The sequence below is a fragment of the Streptomyces sp. NPDC051684 genome (assembly GCF_044453445.1).
GTDB lineage: Bacteria > Actinomycetota > Actinomycetes > Streptomycetales > Streptomycetaceae > Streptomyces.
In genome coordinates this window covers 1-17,949 of the sequence record NZ_JBITCS010000073.1, presented here as the reverse complement: position 1 = coordinate 17,949, position 17,949 = coordinate 1, and the positions used below count along the sequence as shown (strand labels likewise).

The 17,949-nt window shown below is 71.5% G+C and carries 8 protein-coding genes and 1 riboswitch; of the genes, 5 read left to right on the top strand and 3 right to left on the bottom strand.

The genetic code is table 11. The features are described from left to right. Positions 1-183: 183 nt before the first annotated feature. The gene (locus ACIA8D_RS40765) at positions 184-5,214 is read right to left on the bottom strand and encodes a DUF5979 domain-containing protein (protein ID WP_399240421.1); all 5,031 of its coding nucleotides are present in this window, start codon (positions 5,212-5,214) and stop codon (positions 184-186) included. A 349-nt stretch (positions 5,215-5,563) separates the two neighbouring features. Here ACIA8D_RS40765 and ACIA8D_RS40760 point away from each other — a divergent pair, with 349 nt between their 5' ends. After that, positions 5,564-8,059 carry a polysaccharide lyase family 8 super-sandwich domain-containing protein gene (locus ACIA8D_RS40760; RefSeq protein ID WP_399240419.1) on the top strand — a complete coding sequence of 832 codons (2,496 nt, stop codon included), beginning with the start codon at positions 5,564-5,566 and terminating at the stop codon, positions 8,057-8,059. 3 nt (positions 8,060-8,062) lie between these two features. On the opposite strand, the gene cobN is transcribed toward ACIA8D_RS40760, so the two are convergent. Next, a complete protein-coding gene (cobN, locus tag ACIA8D_RS40755; RefSeq protein ID WP_399240417.1) occupies positions 8,063-11,893 on the bottom strand; it encodes a cobaltochelatase subunit CobN in 3,831 nt (1,276 codons plus the stop codon). Positions 11,894-11,946: 53 nt separating this feature from the next. Further along, positions 11,947-12,017, bottom strand: a riboswitch (cobalamin riboswitch). 118 nt (positions 12,018-12,135) lie between these two features. Here cobN and cobG point away from each other — a divergent pair. The 3 genes from cobG to cobJ are packed head-to-tail and all read left to right on the top strand — an operon-like array spanning position 12,136 to position 15,502. Further along, positions 12,136-13,329: a precorrin-3B synthase gene (cobG, locus tag ACIA8D_RS40750; protein WP_399240415.1), complete on the top strand. Its 1,194-nt coding sequence runs from the start codon at positions 12,136-12,138 to the stop codon at positions 13,327-13,329. 8 nt (positions 13,330-13,337) lie between these two features. Further along, a complete protein-coding gene (locus ACIA8D_RS40745) occupies positions 13,338-13,988 on the top strand; it encodes a precorrin-8X methylmutase (RefSeq protein WP_399240413.1) in 651 nt (216 codons plus the stop codon). Then, on the top strand, positions 13,985-15,502 hold the full coding sequence (gene cobJ / locus ACIA8D_RS40740; RefSeq protein WP_399240411.1) for a precorrin-3B C(17)-methyltransferase: 1,518 nt from the start codon (positions 13,985-13,987) through the stop codon (positions 15,500-15,502). Before ACIA8D_RS40745 ends, cobJ begins: the two co-directional genes overlap by 4 nt. A gap of 190 nt (positions 15,503-15,692) precedes the next feature. On the opposite strand, the gene ACIA8D_RS40735 is transcribed toward cobJ, so the two are convergent. Further along, positions 15,693-16,436 (bottom strand): cobalt-precorrin-6A reductase, encoded by a 744-nt coding sequence (locus tag ACIA8D_RS40735; RefSeq protein WP_399240409.1) that lies wholly within the window; start codon positions 16,434-16,436, stop codon positions 15,693-15,695. 11 nt (positions 16,437-16,447) lie between these two features. Here ACIA8D_RS40735 and ACIA8D_RS40730 point away from each other — a divergent pair, with 11 nt between their 5' ends. Beyond that, positions 16,448-17,569 carry a cobalt-precorrin-5B (C(1))-methyltransferase gene (locus ACIA8D_RS40730; RefSeq protein WP_399240407.1) on the top strand — a complete coding sequence of 374 codons (1,122 nt, stop codon included), beginning with the start codon at positions 16,448-16,450 and terminating at the stop codon, positions 17,567-17,569. The last annotated feature ends 380 nt before the right edge of the window (positions 17,570-17,949 follow it).

Sequence of the window (17,949 nt, the reverse complement as noted above, 5' to 3'; positions counted from 1 at the left end):
CGCCGGGGGGGGGGGGGGGCCGCGGGGGGCGCGCGCCCCCCCCCCCCCCCCCCCGCGGGGGCGGGGGGCCCCCCCCCCCCCCCCCCGCCCCCCCCCCCCCCGACAAGCCCTAGGTGCCGCGCACGGCGGCGGCCCCGGACGAATCGATCTCGTCCGGGGCCGCCGCCGTGTTGTCGCTCAGGGTCAGCCGCGGCTCCTGCGGGACATCGCGCGGACCGTGAAGCCGGCCGCGAGGGCGAGGACCGTGAGCAGGGCGCCCAGGAGCGTCCAGTCCCGGAACCCGGTGTCGGCGAGGTGGCCGCCGTCGTGGCCGCCGGTGCCGCCGGTGCCGCCGCCGTCGGTGCCGCCGCCCTCAGGGAAGGTGTTGGTGACGTCGACCGAGGCCGCGTCGTCCACCTGGACCGTGCCGTCCGTGCCGTCGTCGGAGGCCTCGTACGTCACCGTGTCACCGGTGGGCACGTTCGTCTCCGTCACGGTGCAGGTGGCGCCTTCCGGAACGCTGATCGTGCGCGACTCCCCGTCCTTCAGCTCGAAGGAGCTGTCGTCCCCGGAGAGCGCCACATCACCCTGGTCGGTGGTGCAGGCGAGCGAGAAGTCGTACGGACCCGCGCCCCCGTTGACCACGTGCTTGGTGACCGTCAGATCGGCGGCCGGGAAGGTGTTGGTCACCTTGATCGACGCCTGCTCGTCCGAGTCGCCCGCCGTGATCACCGTCGGGTTGTCGGCGGACCCGTGGTCGACGGTCGCCTGGGCCGCGCCCCCGGTGCCCACCTCCTCGGCCCAGCAACGGGTGTTCACCGGCAGCGGCTTGATGGTGACCGGTTCGCCGGCCTTCACCTCGTACGTCTTGTGCAGGATCCGGTCGCTCGGGGCGCCGGAGGCGTCCGGCAGGGTGCAGGAGACGTCGACGCTGTAGGTGCGGCCGTCGTCGGCGTAGTCGGCCGCGTCGCCGGTCAGCTCCTTGTCCAGCTGGAGCGCGCCGAACTCGTAGGTGTTGGTGATCCGCGCGGACTGCGGGACCTCCGTGTCCGTGTTCGGCTTGATCGTGACCTCGACCGGGTCGGACTTCGGGTGGTCGGACTGGCCGCCGCGGGCCGAGGTCTCCCAGATCTTGCACTCGGCTCCCGCCGGGATCCCCTCGACGCTGACCGGCTTGTTCGCGGAAACCCGGTAGTCCTCGTCCAGGACCACGCGCGGCAGTCTGCCCTGCGGGTGGATGGTGCAGGTGACGTGGTACGGATACCGCACCCTGCTCAGCAGGTCGGTCGCCGCGTCGGGGTGCTTGCCGAGCCGCTTGACGAGCCTCAACTCGCCGTAGGCGAGGGCGACTCCGACCTTGATCGGCTCGTTCTTCTGCAGGACGCGCGGGGAGCCCGCGCGGTCGGTGGTCTCGTTGTGGGCGTAGGAGTTCCAGGCGATGGTCGGGTCGCCGTTGTGCTTGACGTCGAGCGGGGTGTTCATCGCGTAGGTGATGTCGACGGTGCCACCGGGCTCCAGCGGCTTCGGGAACTTCAGGTCCATGTCGGCGCCGACGGCCTTGTTGCTGTAGGCGTCGTCCCAGGTGTCCGACGGGCACTGGTCGGCGCTCGAACCGGCGCCGCCCATGTCCAGGTCGTCGGTGCACAGCGGTTCGTCGTTCTCGTACTTGGTGGTCATCTCGCCGGGGCTGGTGCCGTCGAGCTTCGGCTCGGAGGCGAGCGTGGGCCGCTTGTCCCAGGCCGTCTGGCGGTCCTGGTCGAGGATGACGCCCTTGTCGCCCTGGACCGGGAACCGGTCGATGATGCGCATGTTGGTGCCGTCCTCGGTGCCCGCGTTCCGCAGCCGCATCAAGTAGTGGTACTGATCACCGGGGTTGACCAGGGCGATGCACGGGTTGGCGGTGTAGCGGCGGCCGGTGGAGTCGGTCGTCATCAGGCACGAGTCGTCGCCCACGTCGACCGTCTTCTTGGTCTTGGTGTTGTACCAGCCGAGGTCGTCATTGCCCGAGACCCACTTGCGGGCGCTGAACGCGGCGCCGGACTTGGCCGTCAGTTTCGCGTCGTCGACGCAGTACAGGCCCGAGCCGAACATGGCGCCGTTCTCCTCCGCCTCGCTCGCGTCCTCGCAGGCCAGGTCCGGGTCGGACGAGGTGGCGCCCATGGTGTTGGTGACGGTCTCGTCGGCGCGGATTCCGGCTTCCAGCTTCACGTGGATCTCGATGGTGAAGCTTCCGCCGGGCGGGAAGTTCCACGCCTTGCCGTCGTCATCCTTGGAGAAGTCCCAGGTGAGCCCGGAGACGCGGTCCCCGTCGGTGGCCTTCGAGAAGACAGGCGTCGGGATGGCGACGGTGCCGTCCGGCTCCTTCTTGTCGATGATCTTGTACGGCTCGCCGTTGTCACCCGCGAAGGTGTCGTCGAACGCGATGCCTTCGGGGAGGTCGTCCTTGACGACCAGGTTCGGGACGTTGGCCGTGCCGGTGTTGGTGACCTTCAGGTAGAAGGGGGCGTCCTCGCCGGGGGAGAGCACGGTGTCCGGGGTCTTGTCGACGTCGAGCTTGGGGTCGCCCTTGACCAGGTCGAGGGTGGCGTTGACGGGGTCGATGTCCCGGGGCTTGTCCTCGTCCTCCACCTTGGTGAGGAACTGGCCGGTGGCGGTGTCCTCCAGGTGGTCGGGGATCGGCTTACCGGTGCTGCGCGAGGCGGGCCGCGGGCTGATGTCGAGGGTGAGGATGCCGGAGCAGCTGTTGTCGGTGCACTCCGGCTTGATGACGTAGCCGTCGTTGGTGGTGCTCGTCGAGGAGTACGTGGCGCGGATGCCGGTGACGTCGGCGGCGTTCACACCGGACGGCAGGGCGGCGTCGGCGGACGGGGTGCCGTTGACCCACTTCCCGTCCACGTACGCGTCGATCTGTACGCGGTTGGCGCCGGCCGGCATCTGGTTGGACTTGATCCCGACGAGGTCGACGGCGTCGAAGAAGTCGTCGTCCTGGTCGGTGATCTTCAGGTACTTGGCCGACATGTTGCCGGTGTTGCGGACGGTGAGCGCCATGTCGGCGTGCTGGCGGGGCAGTCCGGCGACGTACTCGGGGAGTTGTCCGGGGGAAATGGACTTGTTCAGCGAGGCGCCGTCGGCGGCGGGGCCGGTCTCCAGGGTCTTGCAGTCGCCGCCCTTGAAGTCACCGCCCTGGCTGTCCTTCGCCGTGACCGAGAAGCAGTTCTGGAACGTCTCGCCGTTCTCGACACCCTCGCGGCGCTCGCCGGTGACGTTGATGGTGACGCTGTCGCCCGGCGCCATCTCGTCGTTGTAGAGCGCGCGCACGCCGGTGGCCCGCGCGAGCACGGCGGCGTCCACGCCGTCGTAGTCGACCCACTTCTCGGTGTCCGGGTCGTACACCTGGAGGGTCACCGGCGCGCCGGACGGCGAGACGGAGACGGAGGTGATCTCCAACGTGTCGAAGGGGCTGGCGGTGCTGGGCTTCCCGTCCGCGTCGGCGGGCGGGTCGGTGATGACCACGTCGCTCAGCGGCAGGTTGCCGGTGTTCGTGAACTTCAGCTGCATGTCGATGGGCTGGCCCGGCGGGACGTCCGTCTGGCTGACGGTCTTGACGCCGTCGCCGCCGCCGTTCGGGTTCTCGACGATGAGGTTGGCGCACGCGCTGCCGGAGGCGGTTCCGCTGCCGTCGCTGCGACCGGCGTCGCCCTTCGTGCCGGCGCAGTTGCTGACGCCGTCGGCCACGTCCGCCGCGTCGACGTCGTCGGTCAGGGTGCCGTGCAGGTCGAGGCCCGCGGTGGCCCCCTCGGCGATGGACGGATTGCCGTCCGCGTCGACGCCTGTGTAGACGACCTCGACCTTCTTGACCTGCTTGCAGTCCGCGGGAACGTCGTAGGTCGCGTTCTCCGTGTAGGTCTCGGTGCGGGTGGTGTCGTCGGCGCAGGTGACGGTCAGTTTCGCCTCGGTCGCGCCGGCGGGGAAGCGAAGCCGCACCTTGTCCACGTCGAGCTTGTCGAACTCGCTGGCCGTGTTCGCGTCCGGCTCGGTGATCGTCAGCGTCTTCACCTTGAACGGCGACTTGTTCGTCAGGTCGACCTCGGTGCTGACCGGCGAGTTCTCGCCGATCACCGCGTGCTCGTTGCCGCCGTGGGAGAAGTCGCCGTTGGTGTCGGCGTAGTACTTCTTGCCCGTCTCCAGGACCAGGGTGTCGGGGAGGATGTCGTACGTGTCGCAGGCCGGGTCGCCGTCGACGTCGCCCTCCGTCGTCTCCTTGGCCGTCGGGGTCGCGCAGTTGTTGACCGTGATCTTGTCGGTGGGCTTCAGCGGCGAGCCGTCCGAGCGCTTGGTGGCCCGCAGCTTCATACCGACCTCGACGCTGCCACCGTTCTCGTCGTACGGCAGCGGGTCACCGTTGCTGTTGGTGAAGACGACCTCGAAGCCGACCACGTCCCCCGCGTCCACGCCGCTCGGCAGCGGCAGGTCTTCGGTGGGCGCGGTGACGGTGGCGCCGGTGTGCGTCTGGCCGTCGGCCGTCGTGACCACCAGGTGTGCCTGGTCGGCGCCCTTGGGGTAAGCGGTGACCTTGGCCCCGGTGAAGTCGAAGTACTCGAACGTCTCCTCGGTGTCGTCGGACACCGACAGCTCGGTGACCTCGGCCGAGGACGAGGAGTTGTTGCGCACGTTCAGCTTGATCGTGGACTCTTCGCCGGACAGCGCGACCGCCGAGCCGTCCTCCCACGACTTGGTCGTCACCGGCTTGACCACCCGCGGGATGGAAATGGTGACGTCCGAGTCGGAGGTCTTCGGGTCCGCGTTGTCGGCCTCGGCCTTCGCGGTGTTGGTGATGGTGGTGCCGTCCTCCAGCTGCGTGTCGGCCGGCACCCGCATCCCGATCTCCACCGAGCCCGCCTGGCCCGCGCGCAGGCCGGTCTCGCCCTCCGGGTTCTGCAGCGGCTGCTTGTAGACGATCGTCAACTGCCGCGTCGACTCGTCGTAGGTGACGTCACGGGTGCTGTCGGACTTCGGAAGGCTGGTCACATCCAGGCCTTCCGGCAGGGTGTCGGTGACCGTGAAGTGCACGCAGTCCACGTCCAGGCCGGAGCACTGTCCGCTGATGGTGTAGGTGAACGCGTCACCGGGCTCCAGCGGCCCGTCGGCATCGTTGGTCTTGGTGATCCCGACCGAGCTCTCGGGGGCGGCGGCGACGGCGAGCGGCGCCGTCAGCGCCGTCGACCCGAGCAGCATGCTGAGCACCGCCGTCAGCACGGTCAGCAGACGCAGGCGTGTGAGCCTCTGTCTGTTTCCCGGTTTCCACCAGTTCCGCGTCCGCATCACGTCTCCCGATTACGAGTTCTGGGCGTGATCGCGACGGTATGGGCGGATATCTTATGTATGAGTTATGGCGCGCCAAGCGATTGACGGGATATCAGATATTTCGCCCGTATGGCCCGCTCGGGCGGCGTCGCCCGGGAGTCCCTGGCGTTCCGGGCCCTTGGCGTTCCGGGCCGGCGACCCTTGTCCGGGATCATCCGTTCTGCTTGACTCCGGCGCGCGCGTGCCGATCGTGGGCGAACGACGGAGGGACGGACGACCGATGGAGATCACCCGTAGACGTCTGCTGAGTGTCCTCGCCGCGAGCGGGGTGCTCGCCGCGGTTCCCACCCAGTGGGCGGGCGCGGCTCAACTCGCGGAGGGTGCAGCCCGGTTGCTGGCCAACGCGACCGAGATGTTCGCCGGGAACGCCGCGTCCAACGGGCGGCAGGAGACCGCGGGCAAGATCGCCGCGATCGAGCGGACCGCCCGGACGAACCTCGCCGCCATGGACACGGCATCGGGCGACGGCGAACTGTTCGAGGGCGTGCCGCTCGGCACCAGCGACCCGAACCTCAACACCACGTATCAGCGGGTGTACGAGATCGCGCTCGCGACCCGGACGCCCGGTGTCGCGGGCGACCTGTACGGGAGTGCGGCCGTCCGCGCCCGGGTCGTCGACGCGCTGACGTGGCTGCACGAGAACTACTACGGGGATCAGTCCAAGGGCTATTACGGCAACTGGTTCACCTGGGAGATAGGCGTCTCGCAGCACGTCAGCCGCGCGCTGGTGCTGCTCGGGGACGCGGCGCCCGCCGAGCTCACGGCCACGTACATCGCCTCCATGGACGCCTATCTGCGCAACGGCGAGGATGGCGACGTCGACCTCGACTCCCGCTTCCACACCGGCGCCAACCTCGCCGACATCACCACCAACCGCATCCTCCAGGGCGCCCTCACCGGCGACGAGGCCCGCATCCGCAAGGCCCTCACCGACCAGCTGACCGTCTTCGCGACGATCGACCCGTACGACCTGAAGCACGGCGTCACCGACGGGCACTACGCCGACGGCTCCTTCATCCAGCACTCCTCCGTCGCATACACGGGCTCGTACGGAAAGGGCCTGCTCACGCGCGTGATCCAGACGCTGAAGCTGCTCGACGGGACGGGCTTCGCGTACGGCGACGAGCTGGTCCCCACCGTGCAGAAGTGGGTGCGCGACGGGTTCGCGCCGCTGATCTTCGAGGGCTGGATGATGGAGGCGGTGAAGGGGCGGGCCGTGTCGCGGACGGGCAGCGGGTACACCGACTCCGCCACGATCGTCGAGGCCGTCGTCGACCTCGCGTCGCTGTCGAGCGGCGACATGGCGACCGACCTCAAGGCGTACGTGAAGCACATCCGCGCCACGTCGAAGGCGGGCCTCGACCCGGCGACGTTCGTCTCGCCGCTCAGCATCGTCCGGTACGCCGACATCCTCGCGGACTCCGACGTCCGCCCCGCCGACCTCAATCCGCCCGCCCGCTCCGTCGCCTTCAACGCCATGGACCGCACGGTGCACCGCCGCCCGGGGTACGCCTTCGCGCTCTCCCGCAGCTCCTCGCGCATCAGCAAGTACGAGTACATGAGCGGCGAGAACCTGATGCCCTGGTTCCAGGGCGACGGCGCGCACCACCTGTACCTGTCGGGGCAGGACCAGACGCAGGCGTTCGGCGTCGACTACTTCACCACCGTCTCCCCGTACGGACTCGCGGGCGTGACCGTGCCCGTCGAACACCGGGGGACGGTCCCGGAGTTGTACGGAGGGAAGCTCTTCTACGACAACCCTTCCCACCCGCTGAACTTCACCGCGTCGTCCGAGTCGCAGAACAAGTACGTGTACTTCCCGACGGCTACGCAGGCGTACTCGGGCGGCGCCGTGCTCGACGGTACGTACGGGGCCGTCGGCTGGGTCGCGTCCGACGACGTGCCGTGGCGGGACGAGCGGGCGGGGCTGCTGCCGGACGACTTCGTGGCGTACCGCAGCGCGCGGGCCACCAGGTCGTGGTTCCTGCTCGACGACGAGATCGTGGTGCTCGCGGCCGGGGTCGGGGACGCTCCCGGCGGCGGGCGGGCCGTGACGACGACCCTCGACGCGCGCGTGGCGCCGGCGGGCGACGCGGTGACCGTGGCCGAGGGCGACGGCTGGGTGCGCTGGGCGGACGGGACGCGGGGCGCGGCGGTCGGATACGTGCGCCTCGCCGGGCCGAGGGCGGAGGCGCGGCTCGGCACGGTGACCCGCAGCCGCCGCGACGTACGGACCTCGAACCCGGACACGGCGGTCACGAAGCAGGTCTTCTCGCTGACGGTCGAGCAACCGGCCGGGGCGAAGCCCGTCTCCTTCGCGTACGCGCTGCTGCCCAACGCGTCGGAGTCCGCGGTGCGGGACCACGAGGGTGCGCGGGTGCTCACGAACACCTCACGGGTGCAGGCCGTGGCCCACGACGGGCTCGGGCTCACGGGGGTGAACACCTTCACCGGCGGGGCGCACCGGGTGGCCGGGCTCGACGTCGACGGTCCCGCGTCCGTACTCGTGCGGCGGCAGGGCGACGGGGTCACGGTCGCCGTCTCCGACCCGACCACCGAACGGGACACCGTCACGCTCGTGCTGCGCGGTCGTACGCTGCGCAAGGCCGGGGGCGACGACGCGGTGCGCGTCACCGCCGTGCCGGGCGGAACCCGGCTCGACGTCGACACGCACCACGCGTACGGACGCAGCTTCACGGCGAAACTGCGGCGGTAGGGCCTACTCGTCGGCCTCCAGGTCGCCCTCCGTCTCCAGGTACACCTGGCGGAGGGCCTCCAGCGTCTGCGGGTCCGGCTTCTCCCACATGCCGCGGGACTCGGCTTCGAGCAGCCGCTCGGCGATGCCGTGCAGGGCCCACGGGTTGTTCTCGGAGAGGAACTGCCGGTTCGTCTCGTCGAGGACGTACGTCTCGGTCAACTTGTCGTACATCCAGTCGGCGATGACGCCGGTCGTGGCGTCGTAGCCGAACAAGTAGTCCACCGTCGCGGCGAGTTCGAAGGCACCCTTGTAGCCGTGGCGGCGCATCGCCTCGATCCACTTGGGGTTCACGACGCGGGCCCGGAAGACGCGGGACGTCTCCTCGACGAGCGTGCGGGTCTTCACGGTCTCGGGGCGGGTGGAGTCGCCGATGTACGCCTCGGGGGCCGAGCCCCGCAGCGCGCGCACGGTGGCGACCATGCCGCCGTGGTACTGGAAGTAGTCGTCCGAGTCGGCGATGTCGTGCTCGCGGGTGTCGGTGTTCTTCGCGGCGACGGCGATCCGCTTGTAGGCGGTCTCCATCTCGCTGCGGGCCGCGCGGCCTTCGAGTCCGCGGCCGTACGCGTATCCGCCCCACACCGTGTAGACCTCGGCGAGGTCGGCGTCGGTGCGCCAGTCCTTGGAGTCGATCAGCTGGAGCAGACCGGCGCCGTACGTGCCCGGGCGCGAGCCGAAGATCCGGGTCGTGGCCCGGCGCTCGTCGCCGTGCTCGGCGAGGTCGGCCTGGGTGTGGGCCCGTACGTGGTTGATCTCGGCGGGCTCGTCGAGCGACGCGGCGAGCCGCACCGCGTCGTCCAGGAGGCCGATGGTGTGCGGGAACGCGTCGCGGAAGAAGCCGGAGATGCGGAGGGTGACGTCGACGCGGGGGCGGTTCAGCTCCTCGTACGGGATCGGCTCCAGACCGGTGACGCGGCGCGAGGCGTCGTCCCAGACCGGGCGGATGCCGAGGAGGGCGAGGGCCTCCGCGATGTCGTCGCCGGCGGTGCGCATGGCGCTCGTGCCCCACAGGGACAGGCCGACGGAGGTGGGGTACGCGCCGTTGTCGTCCTTGTACCGGTTGAGGAGGCTGTCGGCGAGGGCCTGCCCGGTCTCCCACGCGAGCCGGGACGGGACGGCCTTCGGGTCGACGGAGTAGAAGTTCCGCCCGGTCGGCAACACGTTCACGAGTCCGCGGAGCGGCGACCCGGACGGTCCCGCCGGGACGAACCGGCCGTTGAGCGCGCGGACGGCGTTGGTGAGCTCGTCCGTCGTCGCACCCAGCCGGGGGACGACTTCGCGCGCGGCGAAGTCGAGGATCGCGGCGACGGGGTCGGGCCCCTCGTCATCGGCGCGCGGCACCGTGGGCCGCCTTGCCCACCCTGCCGCCCGATGGGGTATCCCCTGCTCGGAGCTTGTCGGAGAGCTTGGGGAAGGCAGATTGCCCAAGTCGGTGGCGACCTCGTCGGCCCCTGTGGGCAAATCAAGCCCCTGCGGCGATTGAGCAGCGGGGTCCGGGGCGGAGCCCCGAGGCGTGGGGGGAAGCGCGGCGAGAGCCTGCGGTACCGCCGCAGGGTTCCAGTCGGCGGACTCCATCGCCTCGACGAGGGCCCGGGCCGCGGCCTCCGCGTCGTCCGCCGCGACGCGGGTCGCAGAGGATTCGTCGAGGCCGAGCGCCTCCCGCAACCCCGGCAGGGCCTGGTTGCCGCCCCAGATCTGCCGGGCACGAAGGATCGCCAGGACCAGGTTGACCCGGTCCGCCCCGGCCGGCGCGGCGCCCAGTACATGCAGCCCGTCCCGGATCTGCGCGTCCTTGACCTCGCACAGCCACCCGTCGACATGCAGCAGGAAGTCGTCGAAGCCGTCGTCGTCGGGCCGGGCCTCAAGGCCCAGGTCGTGGTCGAGCTTCGCCGCCTGGATCAGCGTCCAGATCTGGGCCCGGATGGCCGGCAGCTTCGCCGGGTCCATCGAGCTGATCTGGGCGTATTCGTCGAGGAGTTGCTCAAGACGGGCGATGTCGCCGTAGGAGTCCGCACGGGCCATCGGCGGCACCAGGTGGTCGATGAGCGTGGCGTGCACGCGCCGCTTGGCCTGCGTGCCCTCGCCGGGGTCGTTGACCAGGAACGGGTAGATCAGCGGAAGGTCGCCGAGCGCCGCGTCCGGGCCGCACGCCGCCGAGAGCCCCGCGTTCTTGCCCGGCAGCCACTCCAGGTTGCCGTGCTTGCCGAGGTGGATCATCGCGTCCGCGCCGAAACCACCGTCGCCCGAGGACGCGGCGATCCAGCGGTACGCCGCCAAGTAGTGGTGGGACGGCGGGAGATCGGGGTCGTGGTAGATCGCGATCGGGTTCTCGCCGAAGCCGCGCGGCGGCTGGATGAGGATGAGCAGGTTCCCGCGGCGCAGGGCGGCGAGGACGATGTCGCCCTCGGCATTGCGCGAGCGGTCCACGAACATCTCGCCGGGCGGCGGGCCCCAGTGCCGCTCGACGCTCTCTCGCAGCTCCTGCGGCAGCGTCGCGTACCAGCGCTTGTAGTCGGCGGCCGGGATGCGGACCGGGTTCTTCGCGAGCTGCTCCTCGGTCAGCCACTCCTGGTCGTGGCCGCCCGCGTCGATGAGCGCGCGGATCAGCTCGTCGCCGTCGCCGGAGGCCAGGCCGGGGATCTCGGCGGTGTCCCCGAAGTCGTAGCCCTCGTCGAGGAGTCGGCGCAGCAGAGCCACCGCCGAGGCGGGGGTGTCGAGGCCCACCGCGTTGCCGATGCGCGAGTGCTTCGTCGGGTACGCGGACAGGACCAGCGCGAGCTTCTTGTCCGCCGCCGGGATGTGCCTCAGCCGCGCGTGCCGTACGGCGATCCCGGCGACGCGGGCCGCCCGCTCGGGGTCGGCGACGTACGCCGGGAGCCCGTCCTCGTCGAGCTCCTTGAAGGAGAACGGGACGGTGATGAGGCGGCCGTCGAACTCCGGCACCGCGATCTGGCTCGCGGCGTCCAGCGGCGAGACGCCCTCGTCGTTCTGCTCCCAGTCGGCGCGGGAGGAGGTCAGGCACAGGGCCTGGAGGATCGGCACGTCGAGCTGGGTGAGCGCGCCCGCGTCCCAGGACTCGTCGTCGCCGCCGGCGCTCGCCCCTGCGGGCTTCGTGCCGCCCGCCGCGAGGACCGTGGTGACGATCGCGTCGACCGGGCGGAGCGCGTCGACCAGCTCCGGCTCGGGGGCCCGCAGCGACGCGACGTACAGCGGCAGCGGCCGGGCGCCCGCGCGCTCGATCTCGTCGCACAGCGCGTGCACGAACGACGTGTTGCCGCTCATGTGGTGGGCGCGGTAGTACAGCACGGCGACCGTGGGGGCGCCGCCGTGCAGCGTGTCGGCCGGGCGCTCCAGCTCGCCCCAGGTCGGCGCGGCCACCGGCGGCTCGAAGCCGTGGCCGGTCAGCAGCACCGTGTCGGAGAGGAAGCGGGCCAGCTGGTCCAGGTTCTGCGGGCCGCCGTGCGCCAGGTACTTGTGGGCCTCGGCCGCGATGCCGACCGGGACCGTGGACGACGCCATCAGCTGGGCGTCGGGGGCCTGTTCACCGGTGAGGACGACCAGCGGGATCCCGGCGGCGGTCAGCCGGTCGATGCCGTCCTGCCAGGCGCGGACGCCGCCGAGGAGGCGTACGACCACCAGGTCCACGCCGTCGACGAGGCCCGGCAGATCCGTTTCCACGTCGATGCGGGAGGGGTTCTCGAAGCGGTAGGCGACCGGGGCGCCGGCGGCGTTGGCCGCACGAGCGCTGAGCAGGTCGGTGTCCGACGTCGACAGGAGCAGGAGCTGCTGAGGCATGCGTCGTCTGGCCTTCCTCGGGGTGTCCGCGCCCCGGGTGGTCGTGTGGAAGGGAGTTCCTGGCTCGCCCTCCGGGGAGGGTTCACAGTGGCGGGACCGCGCCGGAATCGCACCGGGCTTCCTCCCCTGCCGCCGTCACCGGCGGTGGCCGTCCGGGTCCGGGCGGCCACCGAGCATCGTACGGTGCCGGGCGGCGACCGGGTACGGGGTGGTGGGATCGGGGCCTAGGTATGCTCCCCGGCATGTCCCCCTCCCCCATATCCGTCCCGTCCTCCGGCTCGGGCGACGCCTGCCCCGGCGCTTTGCGTCTGCACAGCGCCGACGACGGGTTTCTCGCGCGGGTGCGGATTCCGGGCGGGGTATTGGACTTGGGGCAGGTACGGGCGCTCGGCGAGGCTGCGGAGCGGCTCGGGGACGGGATGCTGCATCTCACTTCGCGCGGCAATGTGCAGTTGCGGGGTTTGCAGGACGGGTGCGGGGGCGAGCTCGCGGAGCGGCTGGGGGCGGCGGGGCTGTTGCCGTCGGCGGCGCACGAGCGGGTGCGGAATGTGGTGGCCTCGCCGTTGTCGGGGCTCGACGGGGGCGGGTTCGTCGACGTACGGGCGTGGTTGACCGGGCTTGACGCGGCGTTGTGTGCGAGTTCCGTCACGCCGGAGTTGTCCGGGAGGTTCCTTTTCGGGTTGGACGACGGGCGGGGGGATGTCGCGGGACTCCGTCCGGATGTGCTGGTTCGTGGGGTGTCGTCGGGGGACGCGGAGGTGTCTGTTGGCGAGGCGCGGTTCCGGGTTCCGTTCGGCGGGGCGGCGGTTGCCGCGGTTGCCGCGGCGGAGGTGTTCGTCGCGGTTGCGCGGGAGGCGGTGGGGCGGGTGTGGCGGGTCGCCGAACTGGACGTCTCCGCGCCCGAGTTGACCCGTCGCCTGGCCGCCCACCCGGCGTTGACGCCTCGGGGCTCCGCCCCGGACCCCGCTGCTCAATCGCCGCAGGGGCTTGATTTGCGGCCCCCGGTACCGCGCGGCCATGACGGGGGCGGCGGCCCTGGGTTCGTCGCGGTGGGCGTGCCGTTCGGGGTGCTGGAGCCCGCGCAGTGGGCCGTGCTGCTCGGGACGGCTGACCGGGAGATTCGGCTGACGCCCTGGCGGAGCGTCGTCGTACCCGGAGGGAACGCCGACGACCTCACCCGCGCGGGACTCGTCGCCGACCCCGCCTCCCCGTGGAACCGCGTCGCGGCCTGCGTCGGGCGCCCCGGCTGCGCCAAGTCCCACGCCGACGTCCGCCACGACGCCGCCGCCCGCATCGACGAGGCGCACCCGACCCTCCCCACCTACTGGTCCGGCTGCGAACGCCGCTGCGGCCACCCCGTGGGCCCGTACGTAGACGTCGTGGCACAGCCCGGCGGCGGCTACACCACCACCGTTCCCCATCACACCGAGAGCTGAGAGCAACCGTGTTCGACTACGAGAAGGACGGTGCGGCGATCTACCGCGAGTCCTTTGCCACGATCCGCGCGGAAGCGGCGGACGGACTCGCGGCGCTGCCCGCCGACGTCGCCCAGGTCGCCGTCCGCATGATCCACGCCTGCGGCCAGGTGGATCTCGTACAGGACATCGCGCACTCGCCGTCGGTGGTGGCGAACGCGCGGGCCGCGCTGCGCGCCGGGGCGCCCATCCTGTGCGACGCCCACATGGTCGCGAGCGGCGTCACCCGCAAGCGTCTCCCGGCCGACAACGAGATCGTCTGCACGCTGCGCGATCCCCAAGTACCGGACCTCGCCCGCGAGTTGGGCACCACGCGCAGCGCCGCCGCGCTCGAACTGTGGCGCGACCGCCTCGACGGCGCCGTCGTCGCCATCGGCAACGCGCCGACCGCGCTCTTCCACCTCATGGAGATGATCGCGAAGGGCGCGCCGAAGCCCGCCGCCGTGCTCGGCATACCCGTCGGCTTCGTCGGCGCCGCCGAGTCCAAGGAGGCCCTGGCCGTGAACGAACTCGGCCTCGAACACCTCGTCGTACGCGGTCGGCGTGGCGGCAGCGCCATGACCGCCGCCGCGCTGAACGCCCTCGCGACCGAGGCGGAGATCATGGAGGACCGGGCATGACGACCACCGGCAAGCTGTACGGGGTCGGGCTCGGTCCCGGCGATCCGAACCTGCTGACCGTCGCGGCCGTGAAGGCGATCGCCTCCGCCGATGTCATCGCGTACCACTGCGCGCGCCACGGGCGTTCCATCGCCCGCTCGATCGCCGCGGAGCACATCCGCGAGGAGCAGATCGAGGAGCGGCTGATGTATCCGCTCACAGTGGAGACGACCGATCATCCCGGCGGGTACCGGGGCGCGCTCGACGACTTCTATGCGGAGGCGGCGGCCACCCTCGCCGCGCACCTCGACGCCGGGCGCACCGTCGCCGTGCTCGCCGAGGGCGACCCGATGTTCTACGGCTCGTACCAGCACATGCACAAGCGGCTCGCCGACCGGTTCGAGACGACCGTCATCCCCGGTGTCACGTCCATCAGCGCCGCCGCCGCGCGGCTCGGGCAGCCGCTGTGCGAGGACAAGGAGACGCTGACCGTCATCCCCGGCACGCTGCCCGAGGACGAGCTGTCGGCGCGGATCGCCGCGGCGGACTCGGCGGTCGTGATGAAGCTGGGGCGTACGTTCACCAAGGTGCGGGCGGCGATCGAGAGTTCGGGCCGCCTCGACGACGCGCGGTATGTCGAGCGTGCCTTCATGGAGGGTGAGCGGACCGGTGCGCTCGCCGACATCGATCCGTCCTCCGTGCCGTACTTCTCCGTCGCCGTGCTGCCCTCCCGGATCGACGCGGAGCCGGTCGCGGACGCGACGTCGGACCCGGCGCGTGGCGAGGTCGTGGTCGTCGGCACCGGTCCCGCGGGCGCGCCCTGGCTGACGCCGGAGTCGCGCGGCGCGCTGGTGAACGCCGACGTCCTGGTCGGTTACACGACCTACCTCGCGCGCGTACCCATGCGCCCCGGGCAGGTGCGGCACGGTTCGGACAACAAGGTGGAGTCGGAGCGCGCCGAGTTCGCGCTCGACCTGGCGCGGCGCGGGCACCGTGTCGCGGTGGTCTCCGGAGGTGACCCCGGCGTCTTCGCGATGGCGACGGCGGTGCTCGAAGTCGCCTCGGAGGAGCGGTACTCGGGGATTTCGGTGCGGGTGCTGCCGGGAGTGACCGCCGCGAACGCCGCGGCGGCGAAGGCGGGGGCGCCGCTCGGGCACGACTACGCCACGATCTCCCTGTCGGACCGGCTCAAGCCGTGGGAGGTCATCGCCGAGCGGTTGCGGACGGCTGCCGCCGCGGATCTGGTCCTCGCGCTCTACAACCCCGGTTCGCGCAGCCGTACTTGGCAGGTGGGCAAGGCGCGGGAGCTCCTCCTGGAGCTGCGGCTTCCCGATACGCCCGTGGTGCTCGCGCGGGATGTGGGCGGGCCGGAGGAGTCGGTCCGGGTCGTGCGGCTCGCGGACCTGGATCCGGAAGTCGTCGACATGCGTACGTTGCTGATCGTCGGCTCGTCACAGACCCAGGCGGTGGTCCGTGCGGACGGCCGTACGGTGACGTGGACCCCGCGCCGCTACCCGGAGCCCGGCACCGTGTGACGCCACGGGCCTGGTTGCGCCGCCCCGGCGTTACGGCCACGGGGATCCGCCCCGGACCCCGCTGCTCAATCGCCGGAGGGGCTTGATTTGCCCACCCGCCCCGGCAGGTGGGCAAGTTTGAGCCCGGTGGGCATTTTTCAAGCCCCTGCGGCGATTGAGCAGCGGGGTCCGGGGCAGAGACCCATGTCTTTTACGTCCGGGTGGCATTGAGCCACCGGGCCGCCTCCTCCACGGTCGTGGCCACCGGGACCCCGGTCGGGACCGGGGGGCGGCGGACCACGACCACCGGGACGCCCGCCTCACGCGCGGCGACCAGTTTCGGGGACGTCGCGGCGCCGCCACTGTCCTTGGTCACGAGGACGTCGATGGCGTGGTCCGCGAGGACCGCCCGTTCGCCGTCCAACGTGAACGGCCCCCGATCCAGCAGCACCTCCATCCGCGGCGGAAACGGCGGCTCGGGCGCATCCACGGACCGTACGAGAAAGTGCGCGTCGTCGACGTGCGCGAACGCCGCGAGCCCCATCCGCCCCGTGGTGAGGAAGACCCGCCCCGCCCCCCGTACCGCCTCCGCGGCCTCCGCCAGGGAGCCGACCTCCCGCCAGTCGTCCCCCGCACCCGGCACCCAGCCGGGCCGGCGCAGCGCGAGCAGGGGAACATGGGCGGTGGCGGCGGCCCGCGCCGCGTTGAAACTGATCGTCTCGGCGAAGGGATGGGTGGCATCGATGACCGCCACCGTGTCGTGTCGGGCCTGCTCGCGGATCCACTCCGCCATGCCCTCGGCCCCGCCGAACCCACCGATCCGCACCTCACCGGCCGGCAGCCGGGGCGCCGCGACGCGCCCCGCGAGCGAGCTGGTCACACGGACGTGCGGGTACAGGGCCTCGGCCAGGCGCCGGGCCTCGGTCGTCCCGCCGAGAATCAACACGTGCGGCATCGGGGAACTCCATGAACGAATCGGCTGAGCCGAAGGGCGGGCGCGGTGCCCAACTCAAGCACACCGGTCTGCGGCCCGGCTGGACGACCGGGGCCTGCGCCACGGCGGCGACCACGGCCGCGTACACGGCGCTGCTGACCGGCGACTTCCCCGACCCCGTGACGATCACGCTGCCGAAGGGCCAGACGCCGTCCTTCGCCCTCGCGGTCGAGTCGCACGACGGGGAGTCGGCGACGGCGGGCGTGGTCAAGGACGCCGGCGACGACCCCGACGTCACGCACGGCGCGCTCGTACGGTCCACGGTGCGGCGCCTCCCGGCCGGCTCGGGAGTGGTGTTCAGGGCGGGTCCCGGCGTCGGCACGATCACCCGTCCCGGGCTGCCGCTGCCCGTCGGCGAGCCCGCGATCAACCCGGTGCCGCGCGAGATGATCCGTACACACGTCGCGGAGGTCGCGGTCGCGCACGGCGCCGCGGGTGACGTGGAGGTCACGGTCTCCATCGACCACGGCGAGGAGATCGCCCGCTCGACCTGGAACCCGCGGCTCGGCATCCTCGGCGGTCTGTCGGTGCTCGGCACGACGGGGATCGTCGTGCCCTACTCGTGCTCGGCGTGGATCGACTCGATCCGGCGGGGCGTGGACGTGGCGCGGGCCGCGGGCCGCACCCATGTCGCGGGCTGCACGGGTTCCACGTCCGAGAAGACGGTCGTGCGCGAACACGGGCTGCCCGAGGACGCGTTGCTCGACATGGGCGATTTCGCGGGCGCGGTACTGAAGTACATCCGTCGGCACCCGGTCGACCGCCTGACCATCTGCGGCGGGTTCGCCAAGCTGTCGAAGCTGGCGGCGGGCCACCTGGACCTGCACTCGGGGCGTTCCCAGGTTGACAAGGCCTTCCTGGCGGAGCTGGCCCGCCGGGGCGGGGCGTCCGAGTCCCTCGCGCAGCAGGTCACCGAGGCCAACACGGGCCTCGCCGCGCTCCACCTGTGCACGGAGGCGAACGTTCCCCTCGGCGACCTGGTCGCCACGACGGCCCGCGACGAGGCCCTCGCGGTCCTCCGCGGTGCCCCGGTGGCAGTGGACGTCATCTGCATCGACCGCGCGGGATCGGTCGTCGGCCGCTCCACCCCTTGACCCGCCGTGGCCGGGGCCCATCGTCCCTGTTGCGCGGCACCGTGGGCGGACCATTGCGCGGCGCGGCACCCCGCGAGGCCGACGCCCCCGGAGGGGGCGGGTGGTGGGAGATGAGCGGGGCACGGCCGTCACCTGCGGGGAGGCGAGCCCGATCAAGCCCCCTGCTGGACGGGTGGGCAATTTGAGCCCCTGCGGCGATTGAGCAGCGGGGTCCGGGGCGGAGCCCCGCGGCCGCAACGACGGTGCCGGTCCGCGGAGTCCCGTGGCCTAGGGCCTGATCCAAACGACAGGCCCTAGGTCGTGTCCGCAAAGTCATGGCAGCCAGAGTCGTAGGCAGGCGATGGTGACCATGGCTTTGTAGTGGAGGGCGCGTTTGTCGT